Here is a 23,381-nt window from a genome sequence, read left to right on the forward strand (position 1 = left end):
AAATTACAGTTTATAGCCTTTGATCTTCTTAATGTCAAAAAGATCAAAGAACCGCCATAAGCCTTTACGCTCTTTTGGCGGATTTTCTGCCACTTTTTCACGAAGTTTCGCCAACTCATGCATAGCCTTATCGGTCGGCTCTGCAATGCTTGTATCATCGTAATTGTCTATAATATTCTGAAAATAAAGCTCAGCGCCCTCAAAATTTCCAACCTTTACGTAATACATGCCCAAAAGATATTCTTTATACGCCTCCTGGTTTCGTATCTGCTGCTGAACCTGTTCAACTCCGAGCTCCTCGGCGGCTTCGGGATACCTGACAGAAAATGTCTCATAGCTGTTGTAGGCATAATCAAGATTCGGCGACTGATAATCAGGCCCCTGGTATGATGAATGCAGTGAGCGTGCCATACCAAGCATCGCTTCGCGGCCTTTGGAACCTGTGGGCCAGAGGGCATAAATGCCGCTCCATTCTTCAAATGCCTCATCATAATCGCCCCTTCGCTCGTACGCCGTCGCCAGCGTCTTGAGACAGCGGTGAGCAATAGGCCTTGTGCCGGTTAGTCCGGCGGTATAATTGAGAAGCTGGGCGCCGTCCTCAAACATTGACAGGCGAAAAACCAGAAGAAACGGCTTTTTATAGCCGCTGATAAACGATGTCCCAACATCATAGAGCCTCTCAATCGCCGCTTCATACCAGTTTGAAAGGGGATATTTAGCCGCGAATTCCTTATAAGCCTTGCCTGCTTTGTGCATCTTCCCGCTGGAATAAAGCATTTCAGCCTCCATAAAAGACTCCGCATCGGGTCCGCTGTACTCGGGGTACTTCTGCCGCAGAGTCTCATAAAGGTCTTTGGCCCGGCGGGTTTGCCCGCTGTCAATGAGCTTTTTCAACTCCGATTGTTTATAGGCAAAACTGCCCATACTCGAAGACGATATGTCCTCAAGGCCCGACTCTGAAAGAATATACGTCTCAGCCGTACAAATTAACGGCAATGCCAGTATGCCGGCCAGTATGATAATCATTTTCGTATTCATTGTCATTTATCCTTACAATTTCCTTGTTTCATTATAACCTAATCTCCTATGAATACAATTGTTTATATAGCATTTACAGCCACTTTTATTCAAGCCCTATAAGCCTTAGTATATCGTGGAACGTTACATAAACAAAAAGCAGAAGTATCAGTGCCAGACCAACATACATCAATGCCTGCTGAACCTTCATATTAACAGGGCTGCCTTTGATCTTCTCTATTATCAGCAGAACAGCATGGCCGCCGTCCACAATCGGTATCGGCAGAAAGTTCATCACTGCCAGCAGACAACTGATCAGACCCATAAGATTCAAAAACGATGCAAGACCGCGGTACTTGATCATTTTATAGCTGAGCTGAGCGATTCCAACCGGGCCGGAAAGTTCTTTGGCTCCAACAGAACTGTCTTTCATAAACAGCGCCTTTAGAGTAGCGTAAGCCTGGCTCAAACTGTCATAAATCATATATACTCCAGTCTGAACTCCGGCAATAACCCCGTCTGCCTTATACTCTCTAAGCAGCTGCGCCGTAGGCAGATAATCCTGAGGGTACATCTGTATTTCGTTGATTTTATCTTCTTCGGCTGCGTTGATGACCGCACTGCCGCGGCTGTCAGTACCGTTAGCCTCGAAAGTCATCGAAACACGTTCTCCGGCAAGCCCGCTTAGAACTTCGTCCATTTCAAAGAAGCTCTTAACTTCCTTGCCGTCTATAGATTTTATTTTCACGCCGCGGGGAATATCTGTGTAAGAAGACACGAAACCGTCTTTCTTGATATACGCCGCGACATTGCTGTTAAGATCAAGGCCGAAGACAACGCCGACTTTCGGCGAATCTGAACCCTCGGGCACATACGGAACCAGCTCTAAGGAAACCTCGCTTGAGTCTCTTATTACCGTAACGGGCATAGACTTACCGGAATACTGCTCGGTTAGACTGCGAAACTCGGTGAATGAGGGATACTCTATGTCAGCGGCTTTTATAACAATATCACCGGACTTAAAGAAATCCCGCCCCTGCTGCTCGGCTCTTTCGGCCGCTTCTTCGCCGGGCTGCTCTACCAGAAGCCTGGGTACTATGGAACACAGCGAAGCGTCTGCCAGCTTATCGCCCGAACCGGAAGCATATGAAGGAGAGGCGTTTAACGGAATATCTATGCTGACAAAACTGCCGTCGCCGCCATTTTGTTTACGGAGTAACTTAACGGGCAAAGCGGGCTTGAACACAGAAATCATCATATCTTCAAGCTCAACACCAGATTTGAGAAGTTTGCCGTTGGCCTCGACAATCATGTCCCCGGGTTTTATATCATATTTCTCGAATAGCTCCTCGCCGCCGTCAACCTCGGCAATCTCAAGCGTTGACATGGGCATAATACCGAATTTGGGGAACTGATCGCCCGCACCCTTTTCCGGCACCATGGTAATCTCGCGGATATCTCCATCAGACTCGAGAACTTTGAACGGCACTTCGCTGCCAGGGCGGGAAAGTATCGCGGCACGTGTAATATGGGTAAAATCAAGATTAGGTTTACCCTTGACCGACATGGATACGCCGCCAATCTCCACAAATTCGTCCCCGGGCTCAAGACCCGCGCGATATGCAGGTGTGTCCTCTAAAACTCCGCCGACAACGGGAGGCATCTTTTCTATTCCATAAAGAGCAAGGGCCGTAAAAATAACAAAAGCACCAATAACGTTGAAAACCACGCCGGCAGATACAATCAGAAATCTCGCTCCAACAGATTTGTTCTGGAAATTTTTGGGGTTATCGTCTTTTTCAACGATATTTGTATCTTCCTGGCCAAGCATCTTAACAAACCCGCCAAGCGGCAGAAGCCCCAAACAGTATTCAGTTTCGCCCTCTTTGCATTTTCTCGGGATTGTAAACATGAACATGCAGTCCTGCTCGGGATTTTCCTTCACACCGGAGGTTTTCGCCATAATCCGGACACGCAGACCGTTTTCAACCTGCTTTACAGCAAGCAGAAACGGGCCGAAACCGATTGAAAACGCCTCGCAGGCTACGCCCACACTTCTGGCCGCGACAAAATGTCCAAGCTCATGTATCACGATCATCGCGGTAAAGCCCAGCAGAGCAACAATAATTATGCTCGAAACTGCCCAGTTTGCCGCTATAAGGTAAAGAACTACCGCAATGGTAACGAACATAGCCGCCCAGTTGGCTTTTTTGGCCATATCTGGTTTGGCAGGAGACTGTTGTGTATTGTCTGTATTATTTTCTATTTCACTCATAAAATATTCTCAATAGCATTTTAATAGTTAATTACCGGCGTATGACCGGTGTTTTTTACAATCCTGGTGGAAAACTTTTTCCCTGGCCCACCTGTCGTACTCAATAAGCTCCTCAAGCTCCAAATCCGCCGCGGGGCTGTGGCTCTCGAGCGTATCCTCCACCAGATCAACAATATCTGTAAATCCAATGCTGCCGGCGAGAAACAACTCTACCGCCGCCTCGTTTGCCGCGTTGAAGACCGCCGCCGCCGAATCCGGGGCCGAAGCCACTTCAAAACAAAGCCTCAATGACTTAAAAACGTCTGTATTCGGGCTCGCAAAGTTCATCTGCCCAAGACGTGCAAAATCGATCCGGCCGGCTATGCCCTTAACCCGCTGGGGGTAGGTAATCGCATATTGAATCGGCAGGCACATATCAGGCGCCCCCATCTGTGCGATAACCGAACCGTCAACAAACTCTACGAGAGAATGTATAATCGCCTCCGGATGTATCAGCACGTCTATTTTATCGACCGGCATATCAAAAAGCCACCGCGCCTCTATCACCTCAAGCGCCTTGTTCATCATTGTCGCAGAGTCTATGGATATCTTGGGTCCCATATCCCATTTAGGGTGATTCAGCGCATCGCTTATGCCGGCTTTAGCCATTTCTTCTTCGGTATAATTTCTAAACGGCCCGCCGGAGGATGTGAGGATTATTTTATCGACTTCGTCTTTTGTGCCGGCCTGCATTGCCTGGAAAATCGCCGAGTGCTCGCTGTCAACGGGTATGATTTGGGCACCGCTTCTACGGGCGGTTTCTGTGAGCAGATGTCCGGCTACAACCAGCGGCTCTTTGTTGGCGATCGCCAGCCGCTTGCCCGCTCTGGCACCCTCGAGAACCCCCTTTAAGCCGACAGAGCCGACCACCGCGGTCAATATTGTATCAACGCAATCCATGCCCGCTATCTGCACAAGGCAATCAGGGCCGCTAAGAATCTCAACACCGCTGCCCTCAAGCAGCTGCGCAAGCCGGTCTGTGTATCTTGCGTCAGTGATACCGGCATATTTTACGCCCAGCCGTCTGGCCTGGTGAGCCAGCACTTCAACGCTGCTGTTGGCAGTCAAAGCCGTAACGCAATAATCATCGCCAAGTGCTTCAATAACACTGACCGCGTTTTTTCCTATAGAACCGGTAGAACCGAGTATAGCTATTCTATTAACCATTATATCATATACCGCCGGGCGGTTTTTACGTTCCAAGCTGTCTTATAACATCAACGAGGGCCTGGGTGCCGTCGCGGCCCCGTCCCTGCGCCTGCAGGGAGCCCATCAACTGCCTCACCAGCCCGACACCGGGCAAAGGCTGTTTGAGCTGGTCGGCATATTCCAGAACAAGTTTAAGGTCTTTCACCTGAAGGTCAACCATAAAGGCAGGTTTCATGTCCCCTTCAATAATTTTCAAGCCGAGATTAGTCAGTGAGTGGCTGCCCGCGGCACCTCTGGAGACGGCATTGTAAGTTGTTTTCAGATCAAGGCCGGCTTTTTCAGCCAGCGCAAAGCCTTCTGATATACTCATTATAGTATGGATAACCATAACCTGGTTGACCAGTTTTGTCTTCTGGCCTGAACCGAGCGGCCCGCAATGGGTTATCTCTCTGCCCATCACCTCAAAGAGCGGCATAACAGCATCAATATCAGCCTTTTCGCCGCCTGCCATTATGGATAATTTCGCTTCTTCGGCACCTTTCTGGCCGCCGCTTATGGGGGCATCTATAAATTTAATCCCTTTTTCAGCAAGGACTTGACCCATCTCAACGGTTGCTTTGGGAGAAATTGTTGACATATCAATACATATCAGCCCCTGCCGGCCGGTTTCAATAACGCCGTTTTCTCCGAGCAGCACAGCGCGGACATCCGGCGTGTCGGTTACACAGGTAATCAAAACATCAGCGTTTTGGGCTGTCCGGGCGGGAGTATCACACCAATTCGCCCCTGCCGAGGCGGCCCTGTCAGCTTTAACTCGTGTTCTGGTATGAACATAAACTTCATATCCGGCATTGAGAAGATTGACCGCCATAGGCGAGCCCATGATTCCCATCCCTATAAATCCGACCTTCATGCGTTAATCTTTCTGTAATTGTTTGTGAAACTCATTAGCCAATATTTAGAAAGTTTAATGGGGTTTAATATCCGAGAAACTCTCGGGTGCAGACATGGCATCTCCACGCGAAAATAAATATAAGCCCTTTAAAACTTGGGATTAAACTAAAAAAGAGTGAAATCTTCAGTTTTCAGTTCCCGCGGCTCTCTCCGGACGGCTCAATCAGCCGACCAGGCCAAGGCGTTTTAATGATGCCTTTGCCCATCTGCGGCTGCGCAGCTGTGCTGTCCAGAGCAATAGAAATGCTATCAGCCAGAGAGCAACAAAACGCCCATAGTAAAGTACGCCGAAATAGATTCCGCCTTCCTGCTTGGCAGAATACCAATCTGCAAGCTCGGCGGGGGTATATATAGCCCCTGCGATGCTCAGCTGCGGAAAAAGAGTCTGCCAGGGCAGAAGAAAAACCAGAAACATCAGCGAAGAAATAAAAGCCGAGGCTATCCACGCCATGCCGCCGAGTCTGCCGACAAGTGAGACCTTAAGGGTAAACACAATTATCAAACAGTAGAGAACCGCTGAGACCAGAAGAATCGAGTTACAGAGGTTCAGAATAGCCTTGTACAGAGTCCAATCCGGCTCAAAGACATAACCCTTAACCTTTCCTACGGCTTTAGTTACAGCCTCCGGAACTACGTTCTCGCCGGAATTTGTATCCTGGGCTGGAGTCTCCTGGGTCTCTGTTTGAGCATCACCGGTCTCTGTACCGCCCTGCGCCTGTTTAAGCGATTCGGCATGAAGCGCCTCGATTGTATCGAGTACAACCTGATCTACCGGCTCTGTATCCGTCCCGGATGGCTGTGAAGTTTCCTGTTGCCCTGCCGCACTTTGGCTCATATCAAACTCAAGGATGCCGATCTGGTTTGACCAGAAAACACCCTGGGTTATCAGCAGACACAAAAAACACACAATAAAAAAGAAATTTTTAGCAGCTTTGAAAACAGCCACGGTTTCAAGGCAATCGGTAGTATCAACAATATTATTTTTACCGTTGTCCATAGTACTTTCCTTAAAAGTAGATAGTTACATACATTCAATTAGTATAAAAGTGTACACAAATAGCCAAATTTTTCAATAAATTTATCATCAAACGCGGAAAGTTTGTTATAATAGCTTTATCTGGATTAGAAAATTATCAATTTTATCAATCTAACATAAAACAAAATGGCAGCAAGAAGATACACAACATACAAATCCCGAAAGAAGAAAACCGGAAATCTAAAATACTTTGTCATAGCTATCCTGGGCATAGTAGCTATTTTTTTCTTTTTACCGATGTTCTGGGGCTCAGACGAGCAGCCCGAGTCCCAGCCGCAGCCCCAGCCGCCGGCACAGCCTGAATTTCCAGAGCCCCCTATCCGTTCCAGGGCGACTCTGCCGGGCTCTTCCGCCGCGGAAAGCCGGAACGAACAACCACAAAATAACACAGGCGAACCTGCCGCTAATGCCGAAAAAACCGACAGCAGCGAAGAGACCCTGCAGCCGGATCCAAAGGCCGACAAGCCGTTAACCGAAGAACAGCAGATTCAAAAACGAATCAATGAGCTGATGGCTGATGCCAACAAGGATATCGAAACCGGCAGAATTATCGCCGCCAGATACAAGCTCAGCAACCTGCTCTACAAGCAGCTTGACCCTCATTCAGAGGCCGCAGTCAAGAAACATCTCGAGATGCTCTCTGATCTATGGCTATTCAGCGGAAAGACTTATGAAGATGACAACCTGTGCACTGTCTATACCGTAAAATCCGGCGATAACCTTACACGCATCGGCTCAATACATAACGTGCCCTGGGAGATAATAGCCGAACTCAACGGCATCTCCAGGCCTGAAAGCATACGGGTCGGCCAGAAACTAAAAGTACCCCAGGGGCCGTTTCACGCTATAATCAACCTCTCAACTATGAAGATGGACCTTTATCTCCAGCAAACCTATGTCAAGACGTATGAGATAGGCTCCGGCGAACCCGGCCGCGAAACACCAACCGGAATGTGGATTGTCAAAAAAGGCGGCAAGATGATCAAGCCTGACTGGTACGACGAAGAGATAAACAAGAGTTTCACCGCCAAGGATCCGGAATACCCCCTTGGAGAAAGGTGGATCGAGCTGGAAGGCCAATCCGGCAACGCCGTCGGCCGCAAGGGATTCGCCATTCACGGCACAAACGAGCCGGAAACCATCGGCACACAAAGCAGCCGCGGCTGTATCCGCATGTTTAACCCCGACGTAATAGAGGTTTACAGACTCCTCGAACCGGGCCGCTCACAGGTACAGGTTGTTGACTGAAGAAAATAAAAAAAAATAAATTGACAATTATCGTCAGTTCAATAAAATTCGCACAAGATTTGTAATCCGCCAGACGCAACGGGAAATTGCAGGCGGGAAATTATGGGAAAACATCTTCAGGGATGTAAATTTATTAATATTATTACAGGGAGAGTGCGGAATGAACTGTACAAGATTTATTTTGCCGGCTATGTTAGCCGTAACAAGTATCGCAACGGCGTCTTTTACACTAAACAGCAATGATACCGTTATGACATCAAACGGGTACGAAGGCATTTCAAATTCAATTTATGCTTCATGGGGGAGTAACAGCAACCTGCAGTTGCGGATAGGTTACCTCAAATTAACCATTTTTACAAAAAACGGTCAGGACCTGACACTGGCCGACGAGGATCCGGTTTTTGCGGCTGTGTGTTCCGAGATGGACGAGAACGGCGTTTGGACTGCCTCTTCCGAAGACATGACAGTTATCGGCGTAAGCGGAGCCTGTGAAGCTGTTTATGGCACAGACGGCATTGGAGCAGACCGCGCCGACCAGATCCATTATCTATATAATCAATACAGCGCCGGATCACTGCTGAGTGACTGGAAAAACGGAGGAAGCCATACTGTGGGAGACGACAACAGTATCAGTGACGGTGTCTATTATGCCGCTTTTCAACTGGCAACCTGGGAGTTAACTCATGATAGCGATTTTGATCTTGAAAATACAGCTGGTGATTTTTACCTGAACAGCTGGAATCAATCCGGCAATGATTCAGATATTGTCGCCTACGCTAAAGAAATTGTCGCAGATGTAAAAGAAAATTATTCCATCAACGGGGAGAATCACCCGAATCTACACGCTTTGCAGGAAGTTACCCTAAGTGCCGACAGACAGGATGTATTTGTTGTTGTTCCCGAACCGGCGACTGCGTTTGTTTTTCTTGCAGGCTCCATCATCGCTGCTGCAAGAAGAAGAACATAAAAGCATAACCAGTAAGCAATAACAATATTCACCTCAGGAACTGGAGGCTAAAATGGTTTTACCCAGACATCTATCACTTTGTCTTGCGGTGTGTGCATTTGTTTCAGCAACTGCTTTTACAGAGTATAATTCCGAGATCAACACGGCTATCGAAGAAATCAGGCAGGCAAATAATTTCACCGCTGCGCTGGACAGCTACCAGGATTACCTGATCGGCAGTTCAGCCGCACCCGACCCGCTCAATATTCAGCGTGTCAGCGGAACTGACTATGACCGGCCCGGCCAGATGAGAGGTTTTTATTCTGATAACGGTATCTGGAAACCCACCCAGGGACACCTTGATTCGCGGTCATTTATTTATAACACGCTCGGCAGCATGAACCTTCATTCTGTTTCATACCAGGATGTAACAGCGGATGGATATTCAAATGCCAGAAATATAATTGGACGTATCAACGGAAAAGATACCAGCAAAGCCGTGGTTATCGGGGCGCATTATGATGCAACAGCCCAAAGGAGCTCCGACTCACAGCGATACAATTACGGCGGAAGTGACAACGCAACTGGTGTAGCCGGAGTGCTCGAGATTGCACGTGTCCTGAGCCAGAGCAAATATGAGTTTGATTACTGCATTGAATTTGTCCTTTTCGATACTGAAGAATCAAGAGACGGCTGGGGCGTCGGTTCAAGCCATTATGCTGCCAACTCCCAGGACACTATTGCCGGCATGGCCTCTCTGGATATGATAGGCTACAATCATAACGCGGAAAATACGGCTAAACTCTTCAGGAAAAGCAGCGAATACGGTGGAGAATTCATCTCGGTCATGGAGTCGGTAATTGACGATTATCAACTTGGCTTAAACGCCAAAACCGGCACTTCAGAATGGAGCGATCATAATGCTTTCGATATTGATAACGCAGGCCTGCTAATCGAGGACGTGGACGGAGGATTCCCCCCGTACAACCCCTACTATCATAAATACGAGGATTATATAATAAACGAAAATTATGATTATAATCTAAGCTATGAAGCAAATATCGCAAACGGGTCAGTCCAGATGTATAACGGCATCCAATATATAGACATGCAATATGCCGCGGAAATGACAAAACTTGCATTGGGCTGGGCTGCCTATAGTGCAAATCTCACCGTAGTTCCGGAGCCTGCGGCAATACTGATTCTTGGTCTTGGAAGCCTAATACTTAGACGCAGAAAATCCGCCTAAAGAGAAACACTAAGCATTATTCATCAGGACTTACAGATTCCACGCCTTAGCAAAGGCCCTGAAACTGCGGTCATAGGTCTTTTCCACGTCCGGTGGGAAACAGCAGCCCGGCAGCTCTTTGGCGGCAAGGTGTGACTGGATACAATCACAGCAAACGCCCCGTTTGCCGCAGGATGTATATGTGCAGGTACAGTTTTTTAGATTTCTTTCTTTTTTGCATTCCATGTTAAAGTCCTTTCTTATAGAATAATTGTAAATTCCTGACTGAATATATAAAAAAAAGACAAATTTACAATAACTTCAGCTATGAAAAATAAATCGCATACTCTAAAAATTGTTTTTACCGTTCTGATAATAGTATTTTTACTTCTGATCGGCACAAAAAAAATCAAATCGCACCGAAGCGGACAGAATCCAGGCTCAATGACCTTCTCCCTGCTGATAATGGACACCTATGCGAGGATAACCGCTGTCGGGCTCAACGAGGTTCAACAGTCCGAATGCGCCGCGGCTGTTGATTCAAAATTACGGGAACTGGAAACGAAATTCAGCTACTATCTGCCCGAATCGGAGCTAAGCAGAATTAACAGCACCGCCGGCACAATCGATATGCACCTAAGCGATGAGATGTTCGCGGTCATCTATGAGTCTATAAAAATGTGCCGGCTCACCGATGGAGCTTTTGATGTAACTATAGCTTCCATAGAGGATTTATGGAAACAGGCACACATCTCCGGAGTAAAACCCGCAGCCGACAAGATCGCCGCGGCGAGAGAGCTGACCGGCTGCGGGGCATTAGTGCTGGATCCGGAAAATAAAACATTAAAATTCGCCGCAGAAGGCGTAAAAATAGACCTTGGCGGCATCGCAAAGGGATACGCCATAGACCAGGTATATAATATTCTCCGCAGATTCGGGGCTTCCGGCGGGATTATTGATATTGGCGGCGATATGAGGCTCTTCGGCCGCAGCGAGCTGGGCAAAAAATGGCTGGTAGGCATTCAGGATCCGCAATTCGCGTTCGAAAACGGGCCCGCCTCGGTGCCTGAGACACTGAAAAGGCTGGAGTTATCGGACGTTGCAGTCGCCACCAGCGGCCATTACAGGCGGTTTACAACTTTCGGTGATGAGCGTATGAGCCATATTATAGACCCCCGCCTTGCCGCCGGCTCTGACAAGACAGCAAGCGTTACAATACTCGCCGCGTCCGCAATGCAGGCCGACGCCCTGGCAACGGCGGTATCGGTCATGGGGGCAGAAAAGGGGCTCGATTTTGTCAACTCTCTGGACGGGGTAGAAGCTGTAATCATTGAAAACAACTCCGCGGATATTCTATACAGCCGCGGCGCAAAACAATTCATAACAGATTGAGGTTGCAAAATCTGCCGTTTCCGGCATAATAACTGCTTTGTAAAAGGCACCGGCCAAATAGAAACCAATTACTGAAACAAGACTATTGACGGAGACACAATGGGAGTATTCTCAAAAACCGTTGGATATTTAAAAGATAGATTAAGCAAAACCAGAGCGAAGATCAACAGCTCACTGTCCTCGATTATAGTGCTTGGACGGAAAATCGACGATGAGCTCATCGAAGAGCTTGAAGAAACGCTCATCAGCGATGATATCGGCGTGGAGACAACTGACAAAATCATAGATGATCTCCGCATCGCGTATAAGAAAAAAGAGATACAAAAGACCGACGATATCATCCCCTTCCTGAAAAACCGTATGAAAGATTACTGGCCAGAGCGGGACAGACAGCTCAATACGGCAGAATCCGGCCCGACAGTGATACTGGTAGCCGGCGTGAACGGCTCGGGCAAAACCACCAGCATCGCCAAACTCGCGTTCAACCTCAGCTCTGCCGGCAATAACGTTATTGTCGCGGCATGTGACACCTTCCGCGCGGCGGCAGTTGACCAGCTCTCTATCTGGTCCGAGCGGATTGGAGTGCAGATTATCAAGCACAAACAGGGCTCTGACCCGGCCGCGGTCGCTTTCGATGCCTGCGAGGCGGCTCTTGCCAGAAACGCCGATTTTCTGATAGTCGATACCGCCGGCCGCCTGCACACGCAGCAGCACCTCATGAAGGAGCTTGAAAAAATCAAATCCATTATAGCAAAGAAAATCCCCGGCTCGCCGCACGAGGTGATCCTCGTGGTGGACGGGACTACCGGCCAGAACGCCATCGCACAGGCGGTCAACTTCACAAAATCAATAAACGTTACCGGAATCTTCCTGGCAAAGCTCGACGGCACCGCACGCGGCGGCATCGTGCTGGCAATCAAAGACCAGCTCGATATACCCGTGAAATTTGTAGGCCTGGGAGAAAAACCCGAAGACATCGCCGAGTTTGAACCCGGTGAGTTCGTAGAAGCCCTCTTCGGTACAAAATAACGCGCCTTAATTCTTTCTTAAATCAATTATTTCTATGAACACCTTGTCAGTATACTCATTTGGTATTTTCTTTTTGAGTAATGTATTCATCAATTTGAAATTCAATCGATTACCAAAATAAAACACGAGATAAATTCCATATTCTACTTTATTTAAAATATATTTATCAATAAGTTGGTCTTTGACACCTTTATAAAGGTCTTTGTTTTTATCTTTCTTACATTCAATTTGAATTTCAAAATTCAATTCAGCTTTGTATTTCAGATTGATATCAACACGATTGACTGCTTCGTATTTTTCTTTGGTTGCTATTACATCCTTTTCATACTTTAAGTTAAGAATATTAAGCAAAACGTCTCTACATGATTCCTCATTCTTTGAGGTTCCATCACTGCTATAAAAGAATTCCTTTTCGTTGTTCCTGTTTCCCTCTATCGACTTTTTTATATTTGAAATGCGTTTTCGCATTTCCATAAAGAAATCGCTCTTTGACAATATGGCGTCAGATAGCATAAAGTTTTTGATTTTCTCGATTTCATAAGCATCGTAGTTAACATCTGCTTCATTTTGCTCAAGCTTGCTTATTTGATGAAGGATTAGAGGTTTCCAAATATCATTTTCTAAATGAATTTTTCTTAATTCTTTAAGTTCTCCTAAGTCTAAAAAATTAAGAGAATTTTGACGCAGAAATGTGGCACACTGTTGTCTTATTGTTTGTATTCCACCTTTAAAGTCAATTAGCCTATAAGTGTTGAACTGTAGGAACATATAGTCCAAAAGCCTTAATTTTACAGACCTGTCCAATGAGTTAAACTTATCTTTAAACTCCTCACGACTCTTCTTAAGCAAGTCGTAAAGTTCTATTGCCATTTCGATTGTAAATTCACTTCTTTTTTGCTCTTTTATTACTGTAATAGCTTTCACTGCGATTACTGTTGCATTATCTTTAGAACTGTCCACTATTCTAGTTAAATGATCATTTTTTATATTGAAATTATAAATATGGACAAAACGATATATAATTAGCTCTCTCGCTGAATCTTTACCTACAACAAATCTAGTTGTCAAGGATTTTAACACTCTCAATTCATCCTCTTTATCGATATATTCTTCAATGAAAGCCAGATCAGGCGTATAAGTTTCGATAAAAAGTTTAAGATAATCTTTTAAAACAGTTTTCGCAAAAATGGGTTGTTTTTTTTCTATACAATCATCAAACTTGCCATGTGCAATATTACATGTATTTCTATGGATCAAACAATTAACATAAAGATATTCTTTTAATCCATCATCAATATCACCCAGTCTATATTCTTCATTCAACACACATGACACATGATATACGGTGTCAATCGCTCTGTTAGCTTTAGTAGCTTCACGAGCTAAACTTTGAAGAGTTGTATGTTCTGGAGAAATAGGTTTTCTATAAATAATATGTCCAAGTAAGCCTTTTAGCCGATCAAAAGTCGCTCGTTCTATATCTAACTCGGGTTCATGTTCAAAATAGCATTTCATTGCAATAAAGTGAAGTGCCCCAAAATCAGCTAAAACATCATGGTCAGTCATTTCTCGAAATGCAACTTCATTTTTTTCTTTAACTTCTCTTCTTTTTCTTTCTCTCTCTTCTCGTTTTCTTTCTCTTTCAATTTCCCATTCCTGCTTTGGGGGATTAAACCAATTACTAAAGGAGTCCTCAAGCTTATACTTTTTAGCAATTTTTCTTGCTTCGTCGAGCTGGCTCTGCTCACTCTTTGAAATACATCCAAGGTAAAAACGATATAAATTATTTCTCTTCTCTAAGGCAATGTCCTGATATTGCAGATACTTGAGGAATACGTCTTTCTGGTTAGTAGGAGAAACATATCCAAATAATTCATCAAAACGAAATAATTTCACAATATCCTCTTCATGATTAATCCAATTACCAACGTACAAATCAAAAAGCGCATTGGCAAGCCGTTGAAATCTTACTTGGTCCTCGCCGGGCATATCTTCAAACCTGTGCTTATATCGAGCTATTTGAATACCTTCATAGTCTAAATAGTATTGTTGAAAGTGGCAAAAAAGGTCATATATTTTCTGGGCGTCAAAACCATTCTCGTATTTTAGAACAGTTTCCAGGAAATAATGCTCTACAAAATCTCTGACGTTTTCTGGTAAAACTGATTTCTTTAACTGCTCATTATAAGTATTTTTGTAAATATCATCAACTATTTCATATTTATAATCATATGGTGTATCATTTAAATAAAAGCAGTATCCTATTACTTCTTGATTATATAAAGAGACATATTTACCAATCTCCGAATAGCCTATATGTTTTGGATATAACGTTTTTAGTATTTGCTCTTTATAAGAATCACTGCTATCGTCTATTTCCCCGCGTCTTATACCATCTAAAACTTTCTTAAGAAATTCGATTTTATGAATAACTGCTTTAATGTGATATTTTGGATGGTTAAGCTTATTACTCAATATTTTCGTTGTTAAATAACTTACCATCTTTTCACTTAAACAATCTGATGAATCAACAAGTATGTAAAGCAAAAACAACTCATAATGACTGTTTGCCTCTTGTGCTGCTTTTAATTCACTTATAAGAAAATCGTCTAACCCTATCTCATAAAAACCTGCTAACGGCTTGCCTTCGTAAAATTGACAGAAATATGGATTTATTTTAGAGTGTTCTTTAACCGCAAGAATTATTTTTTCCTTCAGGTTACAATTAAAAAGCGAGTTATCTCCATGTATTGCTTGATAGTAAGGGTCTACTGTATAGAAAAATTGGTCTTGCGTCATACAACAAAGCCACGCATAAGTACCCCTCAGCTCAGTAGGTATCTTTTTGTTATGCAAAAAGAGTGCTTTTACCCTTTCTTTGTCTATCTGACAACCGGTATCAATTCTTTCAGTTTTTAGGATGTGGGCAAACGCATACTCAGCTATGGTTCTATGGCAAAACTCCCGGTTGTCAAATAGCTTTGACTTAAGAATAATATCAATATTACTCTTTGAATAACCATCGGGTTCACTCTCTATTTCATCTATCAAATCATCTGTAAATTTTCCTCGCCCAGATAAAATATAAAAAGCTGCCAAGTAACCAGTAATTTCAAAGAACTTTTCATTAGAGATACGGTTTAAATTGTTATGCTGATATTCTTCGTTTGTTTCCCGAGCGTTGTTAAAAAATTCTTTGTATAAATCTAACTTGGAATTTATAGTAATATTAGTAGAATCATTATAAATTCGGGCTAGCATACAAAACATTTGGGGATTGTCAAATAAGTTAGTGCCGCCAAATTTTTGAGTTAACTCAGCTATATTCAGATTAAATATTTCAGCTAAGTTTCTTTTTTCTTCGTCACCCATCGGCAATATTTTATATATGCCAATTTCTCCGCTGATTTCTTCCTTTAAGGCCTTTACATCGTTTTCCCCATACCAGTCCATTTCTCTGCAGGATATAACAATTTGTCGTGCACCAACCTTTCCTAATTCAGCTGCCAGTTCTTGTATCACAAAAGTCTTATCATTCGAAATACTTCGATATTCGTCAAGTCCGTCGACCAATAGAATTTTATTATTAAACTTGTAATCCTTTTGAATTTTCAGTAATTTCTTAACTGTTATGTACTCGGCGTTTTTCTCATTGTCCTGCTCATATTTTTTTAGTGTGGACGTTTTTCCGCTGCCGGGCATTCCCAAAAGGATTGTAACGTCATTTTTGCTGATTGCATTACCAAGAAAAACACTCTTCTCAAATTCTTTGGTTCGCTCTTGAAGCTGTAAATCTATATATTTATTCATATAATTACTCCTTTAAGCGTCTCTGGCAGATTTTTGCATTCAAAACGTTCTCTGTAGTATCGTAGAAGCCAAACATACTTTAAATGTATTTTGGGGTTATCGTGGAATTCTTTTACCTTCCCATACAATATATTGATTATTTTCTCCTTATCTTGGTTATTTTGAACGTGATTCATAAAATCAATGAAATAAATAAGCCCGCCTTTTCTATTGAAGCATTTACTAAGACCAAAAAATTCCTTCTCGTTTTCGATTCGGCATAAATCTCTAATTTCTTCTAAGTTTTGCTTATCTATACCAATTATGGGCCAATCAATTTTTGAATTCTCAATCTTTACTGACTTCGCAAGACCGCTGCTTATTAGATAAGAATGATCTTTTCTGCAATCTCGTTGTTCTTCATAACTGGAGCCTACAGCAATTCCGCCTCTAATAAAATGACTGCATTCGAGGATAAATTCCTTCTGTTTTTCTCCTATTTTTTGAAAAAGGGTTTCTATTTCATCACATGAATAGTTCCTTTGTTTCAATATAAGGATTATACCATCTGATATTCTATTAGACTCGCAAACTTCAATGTCATAGAAACTACGTCGAAAACTGTCAAGTAGGTCTGATAGAGTTTTGTATTCGCTTTCTTTTTCCAAAGCATCAGAAAAACCCAAAATATCAATCCATACAAATATACTTTTATTTAACGATAGAATAGTATTTTCAGGATTAATTTTCTTTTGCTCAAATAATTTGTTAAGTGATAATTCCATATTTCAAATATACCCTGTATATCAAGCTAATAATCCTGTACATTTCTACGTTAAAATATAACACACATATTTATAACAAAAAGGCTAACTATGGATCAATCAGCCCTAAAATCCAATAATAGCAATAATATACAACAAAACAACAAAAAAGCGGCGCCGCCTCGCTTCGCATGAGGCCAAGTTTCAGCTTGTTTTTTAGGGCCCCCAACAGGGGCATAAACACTAAGTGTGGGCTCTTACAAAGGATGTCTCATTACACCCCGCTCATTTCTTTCTTGACATTTACTCATGATGTATATACAATATACTTATCATAGATTTATCTTATATGTTATTAGTGAGTTTAAAATGAGCATTGTAACAATAAACGCAAAGATAGACAGTGAGACCAAGAACGCGGCAAAAAGCGTCTTGAATGACCTTGGGTTGAACATGTCTGAAGCTATCAACCTGTTCTTCAAGCAGGTGGTTTATACCAAAAGTATCCCTTTTGAGCTGAAACTGCCCAACAAAACAACCCTTGAGACGTTCAAAAACACAGATAACGGCCGCGACCTGCACCGTGTCTCTGATGTCAACCACCTCGCTGAGGAACTCAACGATTGAACATAGTCTATACAGGCAGGTTCAAAAGAGATTTCAAGCGTATGGTTAAGCGCGGATTTGACCAGAACAAACTCTTCGCCGCTGTAGAAATACTCGCAGCAGACCAACCCTTACCGGCTACATCCTCTTGTCGGGAATTGGCACGGACGGCGGGATTGCCATATCGAACCCGACTGGGTATTGATTTACTGTATCAGGGGTGACGATCTGATTCTTGAACGTACAGGCTCGCATTCTGATCTTTTCAGATGATTCAGCTTTACAGGCGTTTAAGGTTATTCCAGCAACCCGGTGACGGATAAAACACGTAAAAACCGGCAGGAATTTTATACCCCTCACAGCAGACAGCGTTTATTCCGGTATTTTGCCGTTATACTGCACACAGACTAACCGCTCATTGACATTCGCGGCTCTGAAACACAACCTGACGCAGCACTAACAGCTATGTTTTTTGTGTACAGATGAGCATAACCGTCTGGAGCAAATTCGTGAATTTGCTCTACTGTAATCACCAGCGGCAAGACCGGTTGTAAAATCTAAAATTCCGCATTCTGAATTCTTAATTCTTAATTCTTAATTCTCAATTCTTAATTCTCAATTCTTAATTCTCAATTTCTCACCCAGCAACTGATTAACCACCTTAGGGTTGGCCTGGCCTTTTGTCTTCTGCATTACCTGGCCCATCAGGAAGCCGCGGGCCTTGCCGGACTTCTTACCTCCGCTCAATACGTCCTCTACCGCCTTGGAGTTCTCAGAAAGTACCGCGTCAACAATACCTTCAAGCTCGCCGGCATCGCTTTTCTGGATCAGGTTGAGCTGTTCGGCCAGTTTTTCCGGGTCTCCGCCGTCAGCCGCCATCTTCTCCAGAATGCTGCTCGCGGCGGTTGCGTTTACTGTGCCCTCATCGGTCATCACGCATAATTTCGCCATCGCCGCGGCAGATACGCCAAGTTCAACGAAACTTTTGCCGGCGTCTTTGGCCAGCTTGAAACCCGTCTGGGTCAGGATATTGCAAAGCCGCTTTGGGTCGGCCCCGCCCCTGACCGCGTCTTCGAAGTAATCCGCCATATCTCGCTCCGCAGTCAGGACTCCTGCGTCATATTCGCTCAAGCCGTATTCACTTACGAAACGCATCTCACGCGCCAGGGGCAGCTCGCACATACGGGATTTGATGTCCTCAAACCATTCATCGTCCAGCTCTACCGGCACAAGGTCCGGATCGGGGAAGTAACGGTAATCGTTGGCGGCTTCTTTGCTGCGCTGGTGGAGAGTAACCTCGCGGTCGGCATCCCAGCCGCGGGTGGTCTTCTGGCCGGTTTCCATTGTTACCCCGTTTTCAACAAATTCCCCGAGCTGGCGTTTTATCTCATATTCTACACTTAACTCAAGTGCTTTAAAGCTGTTAAGATTTTTAATCTCAGCAATGGGGGTCTTGTATTTCTCGCCGCCGCGGCTGATGTGCAGGTTCACGTTGGGCTCGAACCGCATGTGCCCCTTCTGCATGTCGGCCTGCGATACACCCAGATAGCGGATAATCCGCTGCAGCTGCACTGCAAGCTCACGCACCTCAAAACCGTTGCTAAGGTCAGGCTCGGTAACGATTTCCAACAGCGGCGTGCCGGCACGGTTCAGGTCAACCTGAGAGAAGCTGCCAGAGTGGGTGTTTTTGCCGGCGTCTTCTTCGAGATGCGCACGGGTGATGCGGATTTTTTTCACATCGCCCTCTTTTGTTGGAATCTCGATATATCCATGCTCGCTCATCGGCAAATCGTACTGGCTGATCTGGTAATTTTTCGGTAAGTCCGGATAATAGTAGCTTTTACGGTCCCATTTGGTGTAGCGGGGAATGTTGCAGTTCAGCGCCAGCCCCGCCAGCACGGCATACTCGTACGCCTTTTTGTTCATCACCGGCAACACGCCCGGCATACCAAGACACACCGGACACACACAGGTATTCGGCTCGCCGCCGTACTCAAGAGGACAACTGCAGAACATCTTGGTTTTTGTGTTCAAATGAACATGTATCTCAAGACCGATAATAGCTTTATATTTTAAGTCGCTCATAATATTATATTCTTTGTTCCAAAATAATCACATCAGGCGTATCCGCCTGCCGCCGCGTCGAAACAGGGTATTATAAACAATAATCCCCCCTTGTCCACACCTTAACAATACACAGGTTTGCTCATCGGCAGCAATACTGTAGAGAAAATTCACGAATTTTCTCAAAAACGTTAAACACAGCGCGACACCGCTTTGTCATTCCGGCGAAACCGGTGAATTAAATATGGAATATCTAATTTTTTCATAATTTCTTTGAACAATATACCCCCTGGGGGTATAGTAAGTGTATAGACATATTTAAAAAAGGTAATAACCATGGCAAAAAATCCGGATCACACAGACAACATGGCCGCACTCAGGCGAATCGAGGGCCAGGTACGCGGCGTTCAGAAAATGATAACTGAACGTAAATACTGTATTGATATACTTATGCAGATATCCGCGATAAAAGGCGCTCTGAGCAGTGTCGAGTCAAAGATTCTCAAAAAGCACTTTCACAACTGTGTAGCTAACACCATGAAGGACGGCGGCGAAGCTGATAAGGAAGAGAAACTCGACGAGATATTCAAGCTCATACAGCGAATAAAAGGAGCCTGAAGATGGTCAAAACCACTGAAAACATATTATTGATCGCCGCGGCAGTTATCCTGGCCGGCGTATCATACGCGGCGGCTGAGGGGGACTTCTACAAGGAAGCCCTGATAACCGGCGGTTATTCGGATAATGACCAGTGGATCGGCAGCAGCGGCCGCGGCATGAGAAACGCAGTGGGATTCGAGTATTTCCGCAAATTCTCTGATGAGTACGGCGACTACATGACCATGGATATCCAGATGCGGTTTGCCTATGAGGACCGTGAAAGCGGCGATGATGCCTTCGGGCTGGAGATTCACAACGCCTGGCTGGATTTCAATACCGGCCTGGGCAGTGCCCTGCGGGTTGGGCATTTTTCGCCGGCGTTCGGGCTTGAACCGCTGATCGACACGCACAGCAGCCTCCTGCAAACGCTGGCAATGAAAAACATCGGCTTCAAGAAGGACTGGGGGCTGGGCTACCGCGGCCTGCTCGGTGATTTTGATTATCAGGTCGCAGCGCAGCTCGGCTCGGGCATGAGCATCATGGCAGAGGACGATAACTATCTGCTCTCGGGAAGGATAAGCACATCGCAAACCAGAGACAAACAGTTAGGCCTCTCAGTTCTCTACGGCAGGACACTTCAGGCATCAGAAATGTGGACGATACCAAAACCCCGGCTTATGTCAAATGAGAGCGTCCTGAAAAAACGAGTCGGCATTGACTATCAGTCGCCGCTGTGGCTGTTCGATTTCAAAACAGAGGCCGCTTTTGGTGAAGACGACGGAGAAACCGTCGGCGGCGCGATGGCTCAGATTGAATACACGCTCCCCCAGCAGCAAAGGACAAAACTCAAGATGCAGACAATATACTGGTCCGACAGCCTCGAGGATAAAAACCTGCGGGACCTTACCCTGCTGCCGGTTATCGAACACCAATTATCAGATACCACGACTCTGCGGGCAGGGTATTACCATGACCTGCACTCAAGAAAAGACGAAGACAAAATGGTTGTTGTTCAGCTTTATTACTACGGAAAGTGAGGTAAGAAATGAAAAAAGCAATCACAATTTTTATTATAAATTTAATCGTCTGCGGCGGTTTGTTCGCGGCTGTGGGCTGTACGCTCAATGACCCGGACAGAGACATCAGGCGGCTTTTTCCCAAGGCGACAAACTATAAAACCGAGTTTATAACTATAAAGGAACGCGGCGGAGAAGAGCTGCTCAAAGAAACCCAGAAAAAACTCGGCGATAAATTTGAACCCGTTTACGAGTCTATAGACGTGCCGTATGCCTATTACACGGTTTTGCACAAAAAAGACATTATTGGATACGTTCACGGTGTAAACCAGAAAGGCCGATTCGGCGGGATGCAGCTGATCCTCGCAACGAATTCCGCAGGGGTGATACTGGATTTCTACTATCAGAAGATAACCTCGCCGGAGTCTAAAAAATTCCGCGGCAAGGATTTTACCGGGCTTTTAAAAAATTTGAGCTTAAAGGAATTCTACACCACAGACATCAAAGAAAAGATTAAAGATCCAAGCGAAAAAAACTCGCAGGATTATCATGCAACAATACGCGGAATAAAGAAAAACCTGATCCTGCTTGACGAATTCAAGCTGGAAAACAAATATGACAAATATTTTTATAAAGACGAAAACAAACAAAACAAGGAGAACGACCATGAAAAAGACAATGATTAACATAACAGCATCAGCAGTAATTCTGGCAGCCGCACTCTTCATCGCCGGCTGCGGCGAAAAAGAGACCGAGCAATACGGCAGCGCGATAACATCTCAAGAGACCGTTTCTGTTAAGGAGATTTTGAGCGAGCCGGAGTCCTTCACCGATAAACCGGTAGTCATAGAGGGCGAGATAGCGGCGGTATGCCCGAGCGGCTGCTGGTTTGACCTAAACAGCGACGGTCTGGAAATACATGTCGATATAAAACCCAGCGGCTTTGAAATCCCCCAAAAGCAGGGATCACAGGCGGCCGTTGAAGGAACGGTAGAACTCACCGGCGGACAAGTAAACTTCATAGGAACGGGAGTGCGAATAAAATGAACGTGTTAAATTTATCAGCAAAGAACCTCAAGCGTAAAAAAATCCGTACCTCGCTGACAATCGGCGGCGTCGCGATCGCTGTGGCGGTTCTGGTGAGCCTGGCCGGTTTTGACCGGGGTTACCAGAAGTCGCTGACCGGCAATATTGACAAGATGGGTTATCAGCTTCTGGTAACCGCCAAGGGCTGCCCGTATGAAGCCGCGACACTTATGCTCAAAGGCGGCGGCGGGCTGCGATACATGGAAGACGATATATATAACAAAATTAAAAACGACCCGAGAATCGACAAGATTACTCCCCAGCTGGTCTCAACGGCTTTTGACCCGGACAGACAGGAAGGCCAGGGCGGATTCGTGATGTATATGGGAATCACGGATTCGTATCTCGAACTCAAACCATGGTCGAAGTTTCAAAACGGCGGCTGGTTCTCCAGTGATACCGCCGAAGAGGTCATCATGGGCTACGAGGCCGCCGAGGTCGAACAGCGCCATGTCGGTGATGAGATTTATATTCCGAAGATAGACAAGATCCTCAAGGTTGTCGGCATATTCGAGCGAACCGGCACACAGGACGACGGCATAATATTCATGCCTCTGAAAACCACACAGAATATTTTTTCACTCGATGGCAAACTCACCGGTGTCGGGCTCAAGCTCAAGGATATCCAGCAAATAGCCGAATTTGAAGAAGATCTCTACAACGAACCGGGGATCCAGGTAATCAGCATGGCACAGGTACGCGGAACGATACTAAACCTGATATCCTCGGCAAAGGTGATGGCAAACTCAATCGGGATTATCGCCGTCTTCATAGCGGTCATAGGTGTGGTCAACACGATACTTATGTCAGTATTCGAGCGAACCCGCGAGATCGGAGTCATGAAAGCCATCGGTGCTTCTAAGGCGGCAGTATTCCGGCTGATATGGACAGAAACAATACTTGTCTGCTCTGTCGGCGGCCTTCTGGGCTGTGTACTCGCCATCGTCGGCAGCGGCATAGTAGAGCATATCATAAAGGCCGTTCTGCCATACGCGCCGGAGGGCGAAATCGTACTTATAGGGCCCTCGCTGCTCCTGGCAGCAATAGCGGGAACGATCATAACCGGCTTTGTCGCCGGCATATACCCTGCATGGCGGGCGTCTTCGATGCGGCCTGTAGAAGCCATAAGAACAGGAGAATAAA

The 23,381-nt window shown here is 45.2% G+C and carries 20 protein-coding genes and 1 pseudogene; 12 read left to right on the forward strand and 9 right to left on the reverse strand.

The window, feature by feature from the left end; genetic code table 11:
- Positions 1-3 precede the first annotated feature (3 nt).
- From SMSP2_RS07840 to SMSP2_RS07860, 5 genes are all read right to left on the reverse strand, one after another.
- Positions 4-1,038 (reverse strand): tetratricopeptide repeat protein, encoded by a 1,035-nt coding sequence (locus SMSP2_RS07840; protein WP_186804639.1) that lies wholly within the window; start codon positions 1,036-1,038, stop codon positions 4-6.
- A gap of 85 nt (positions 1,039-1,123) precedes the next feature.
- Positions 1,124-3,292, reverse strand: coding sequence for a site-2 protease family protein (locus SMSP2_RS07845; protein ID WP_146683423.1), 2,169 nt, complete (start codon positions 3,290-3,292; stop codon positions 1,124-1,126).
- Positions 3,293-3,319: 27 nt separating this feature from the next.
- Complete coding sequence (dxr, locus tag SMSP2_RS07850) at positions 3,320-4,498, reverse strand: 1-deoxy-D-xylulose-5-phosphate reductoisomerase (protein ID WP_146683424.1); 1,179 nt, start codon at positions 4,496-4,498, stop codon at positions 3,320-3,322.
- Between the two features lie 25 nt (positions 4,499-4,523).
- On the reverse strand, positions 4,524-5,393 hold the full coding sequence (locus tag SMSP2_RS07855) for an NAD(P)-dependent oxidoreductase (RefSeq protein WP_146683425.1): 870 nt from the start codon (positions 5,391-5,393) through the stop codon (positions 4,524-4,526).
- Between the two features lie 204 nt (positions 5,394-5,597).
- Entirely contained in the window at positions 5,598-6,431 is an 834-nt protein-coding gene (locus tag SMSP2_RS07860) for a hypothetical protein (RefSeq protein WP_146683426.1), read from the reverse strand.
- 165 nt (positions 6,432-6,596) lie between these two features.
- On the opposite strand from SMSP2_RS07860, the gene SMSP2_RS07865 reads away from it, so the two are divergent.
- The 3 genes from SMSP2_RS07865 (at position 6,597) to SMSP2_RS07875 (ending at position 9,913) form a co-directional block, all read left to right on the forward strand.
- A complete protein-coding gene (locus SMSP2_RS07865) occupies positions 6,597-7,718 on the forward strand; it encodes a L,D-transpeptidase family protein (protein ID WP_146683427.1) in 1,122 nt (373 codons plus the stop codon).
- A gap of 160 nt (positions 7,719-7,878) precedes the next feature.
- Positions 7,879-8,685, forward strand: a complete 807-nt coding sequence (locus tag SMSP2_RS07870; protein WP_146683428.1) for a hypothetical protein — start codon at positions 7,879-7,881, stop codon at positions 8,683-8,685.
- A 52-nt stretch (positions 8,686-8,737) separates the two neighbouring features.
- On the forward strand, positions 8,738-9,913 hold the full coding sequence (locus tag SMSP2_RS07875) for a M28 family peptidase (RefSeq protein WP_146683429.1): 1,176 nt from the start codon (positions 8,738-8,740) through the stop codon (positions 9,911-9,913).
- A 30-nt stretch (positions 9,914-9,943) separates the two neighbouring features.
- On the opposite strand, the gene SMSP2_RS07880 is transcribed toward SMSP2_RS07875, so the two are convergent.
- Positions 9,944-10,138 carry a DUF6485 family protein gene (locus SMSP2_RS07880; RefSeq protein WP_146683430.1) on the reverse strand — a complete coding sequence of 65 codons (195 nt, stop codon included), beginning with the start codon at positions 10,136-10,138 and terminating at the stop codon, positions 9,944-9,946.
- A gap of 81 nt (positions 10,139-10,219) precedes the next feature.
- Here SMSP2_RS07880 and SMSP2_RS07885 point away from each other — a divergent pair, with 81 nt between their 5' ends.
- Positions 10,220-11,284, forward strand: a complete 1,065-nt coding sequence (locus SMSP2_RS07885) for an FAD:protein FMN transferase (protein WP_146683431.1) — start codon at positions 10,220-10,222, stop codon at positions 11,282-11,284.
- Between the two features lie 99 nt (positions 11,285-11,383).
- A complete protein-coding gene (gene ftsY, locus SMSP2_RS07890; protein ID WP_146683432.1) occupies positions 11,384-12,313 on the forward strand; it encodes a signal recognition particle-docking protein FtsY in 930 nt (309 codons plus the stop codon).
- A gap of 6 nt (positions 12,314-12,319) precedes the next feature.
- Here ftsY and SMSP2_RS07895 read toward each other — a convergent pair whose 3' ends face one another.
- Positions 12,320-16,123, reverse strand: coding sequence for an NACHT domain-containing protein (locus tag SMSP2_RS07895; RefSeq protein ID WP_146683433.1), 3,804 nt, complete (start codon positions 16,121-16,123; stop codon positions 12,320-12,322).
- Complete coding sequence (locus SMSP2_RS07900) at positions 16,120-16,887, reverse strand: hypothetical protein (protein ID WP_146683434.1); 768 nt, start codon at positions 16,885-16,887, stop codon at positions 16,120-16,122. The genes SMSP2_RS07895 and SMSP2_RS07900 overlap by 4 nt, the downstream gene beginning before the upstream one ends.
- A gap of 348 nt (positions 16,888-17,235) precedes the next feature.
- Between SMSP2_RS07900 and SMSP2_RS07905 the strand changes: the two genes are divergently transcribed.
- Positions 17,236-17,493 carry a type II toxin-antitoxin system RelB/DinJ family antitoxin gene (locus SMSP2_RS07905; RefSeq protein ID WP_186804640.1) on the forward strand — a complete coding sequence of 86 codons (258 nt, stop codon included), beginning with the start codon at positions 17,236-17,238 and terminating at the stop codon, positions 17,491-17,493.
- Positions 17,490-17,745, forward strand: a pseudogene (locus SMSP2_RS07910) (type II toxin-antitoxin system YafQ family toxin). The gene SMSP2_RS07905 and the pseudogene SMSP2_RS07910 overlap by 4 nt, the downstream one beginning before the upstream one ends.
- 342 nt (positions 17,746-18,087) lie before the next feature.
- On the opposite strand, the gene gatB reads toward SMSP2_RS07910, so the two are convergent.
- Entirely contained in the window at positions 18,088-19,557 is a 1,470-nt protein-coding gene (gene gatB / locus SMSP2_RS07915; protein WP_146683436.1) for an Asp-tRNA(Asn)/Glu-tRNA(Gln) amidotransferase subunit GatB, read from the reverse strand.
- A gap of 315 nt (positions 19,558-19,872) precedes the next feature.
- Here gatB and SMSP2_RS07920 point away from each other — a divergent pair, with 315 nt between their 5' ends.
- Genes SMSP2_RS07920 through SMSP2_RS07940 form a run of 5 tightly spaced genes read left to right on the forward strand, consistent with a single transcriptional unit; the run spans position 19,873 to position 23,380 of the window.
- The gene (locus SMSP2_RS07920; RefSeq protein ID WP_146683437.1) at positions 19,873-20,154 is read left to right on the forward strand and encodes a metal-sensitive transcriptional regulator; all 282 of its coding nucleotides are present in this window, start codon (positions 19,873-19,875) and stop codon (positions 20,152-20,154) included.
- A gap of 2 nt (positions 20,155-20,156) precedes the next feature.
- Entirely contained in the window at positions 20,157-21,173 is a 1,017-nt protein-coding gene (locus SMSP2_RS07925) for a hypothetical protein (RefSeq protein WP_146683438.1), read from the forward strand.
- 8 nt (positions 21,174-21,181) lie between these two features.
- Positions 21,182-21,838 (forward strand): hypothetical protein, encoded by a 657-nt coding sequence (locus SMSP2_RS07930; RefSeq protein ID WP_146683439.1) that lies wholly within the window; start codon positions 21,182-21,184, stop codon positions 21,836-21,838.
- Entirely contained in the window at positions 21,819-22,199 is a 381-nt protein-coding gene (locus SMSP2_RS07935) for a DUF4920 domain-containing protein (protein ID WP_186804641.1), read from the forward strand. The genes SMSP2_RS07930 and SMSP2_RS07935 overlap by 20 nt, the downstream gene beginning before the upstream one ends.
- A complete protein-coding gene (locus SMSP2_RS07940; RefSeq protein ID WP_146683441.1) occupies positions 22,196-23,380 on the forward strand; it encodes an ABC transporter permease in 1,185 nt (394 codons plus the stop codon). The genes SMSP2_RS07935 and SMSP2_RS07940 overlap by 4 nt, the downstream gene beginning before the upstream one ends.
- Position 23,381 lies beyond the last annotated feature (1 nt).

The sequence above is a fragment of the Limihaloglobus sulfuriphilus genome (genome assembly GCF_001999965.1).
Classification (GTDB): Bacteria; Planctomycetota; Phycisphaerae; order Sedimentisphaerales; family Sedimentisphaeraceae; genus Limihaloglobus; species Limihaloglobus sulfuriphilus.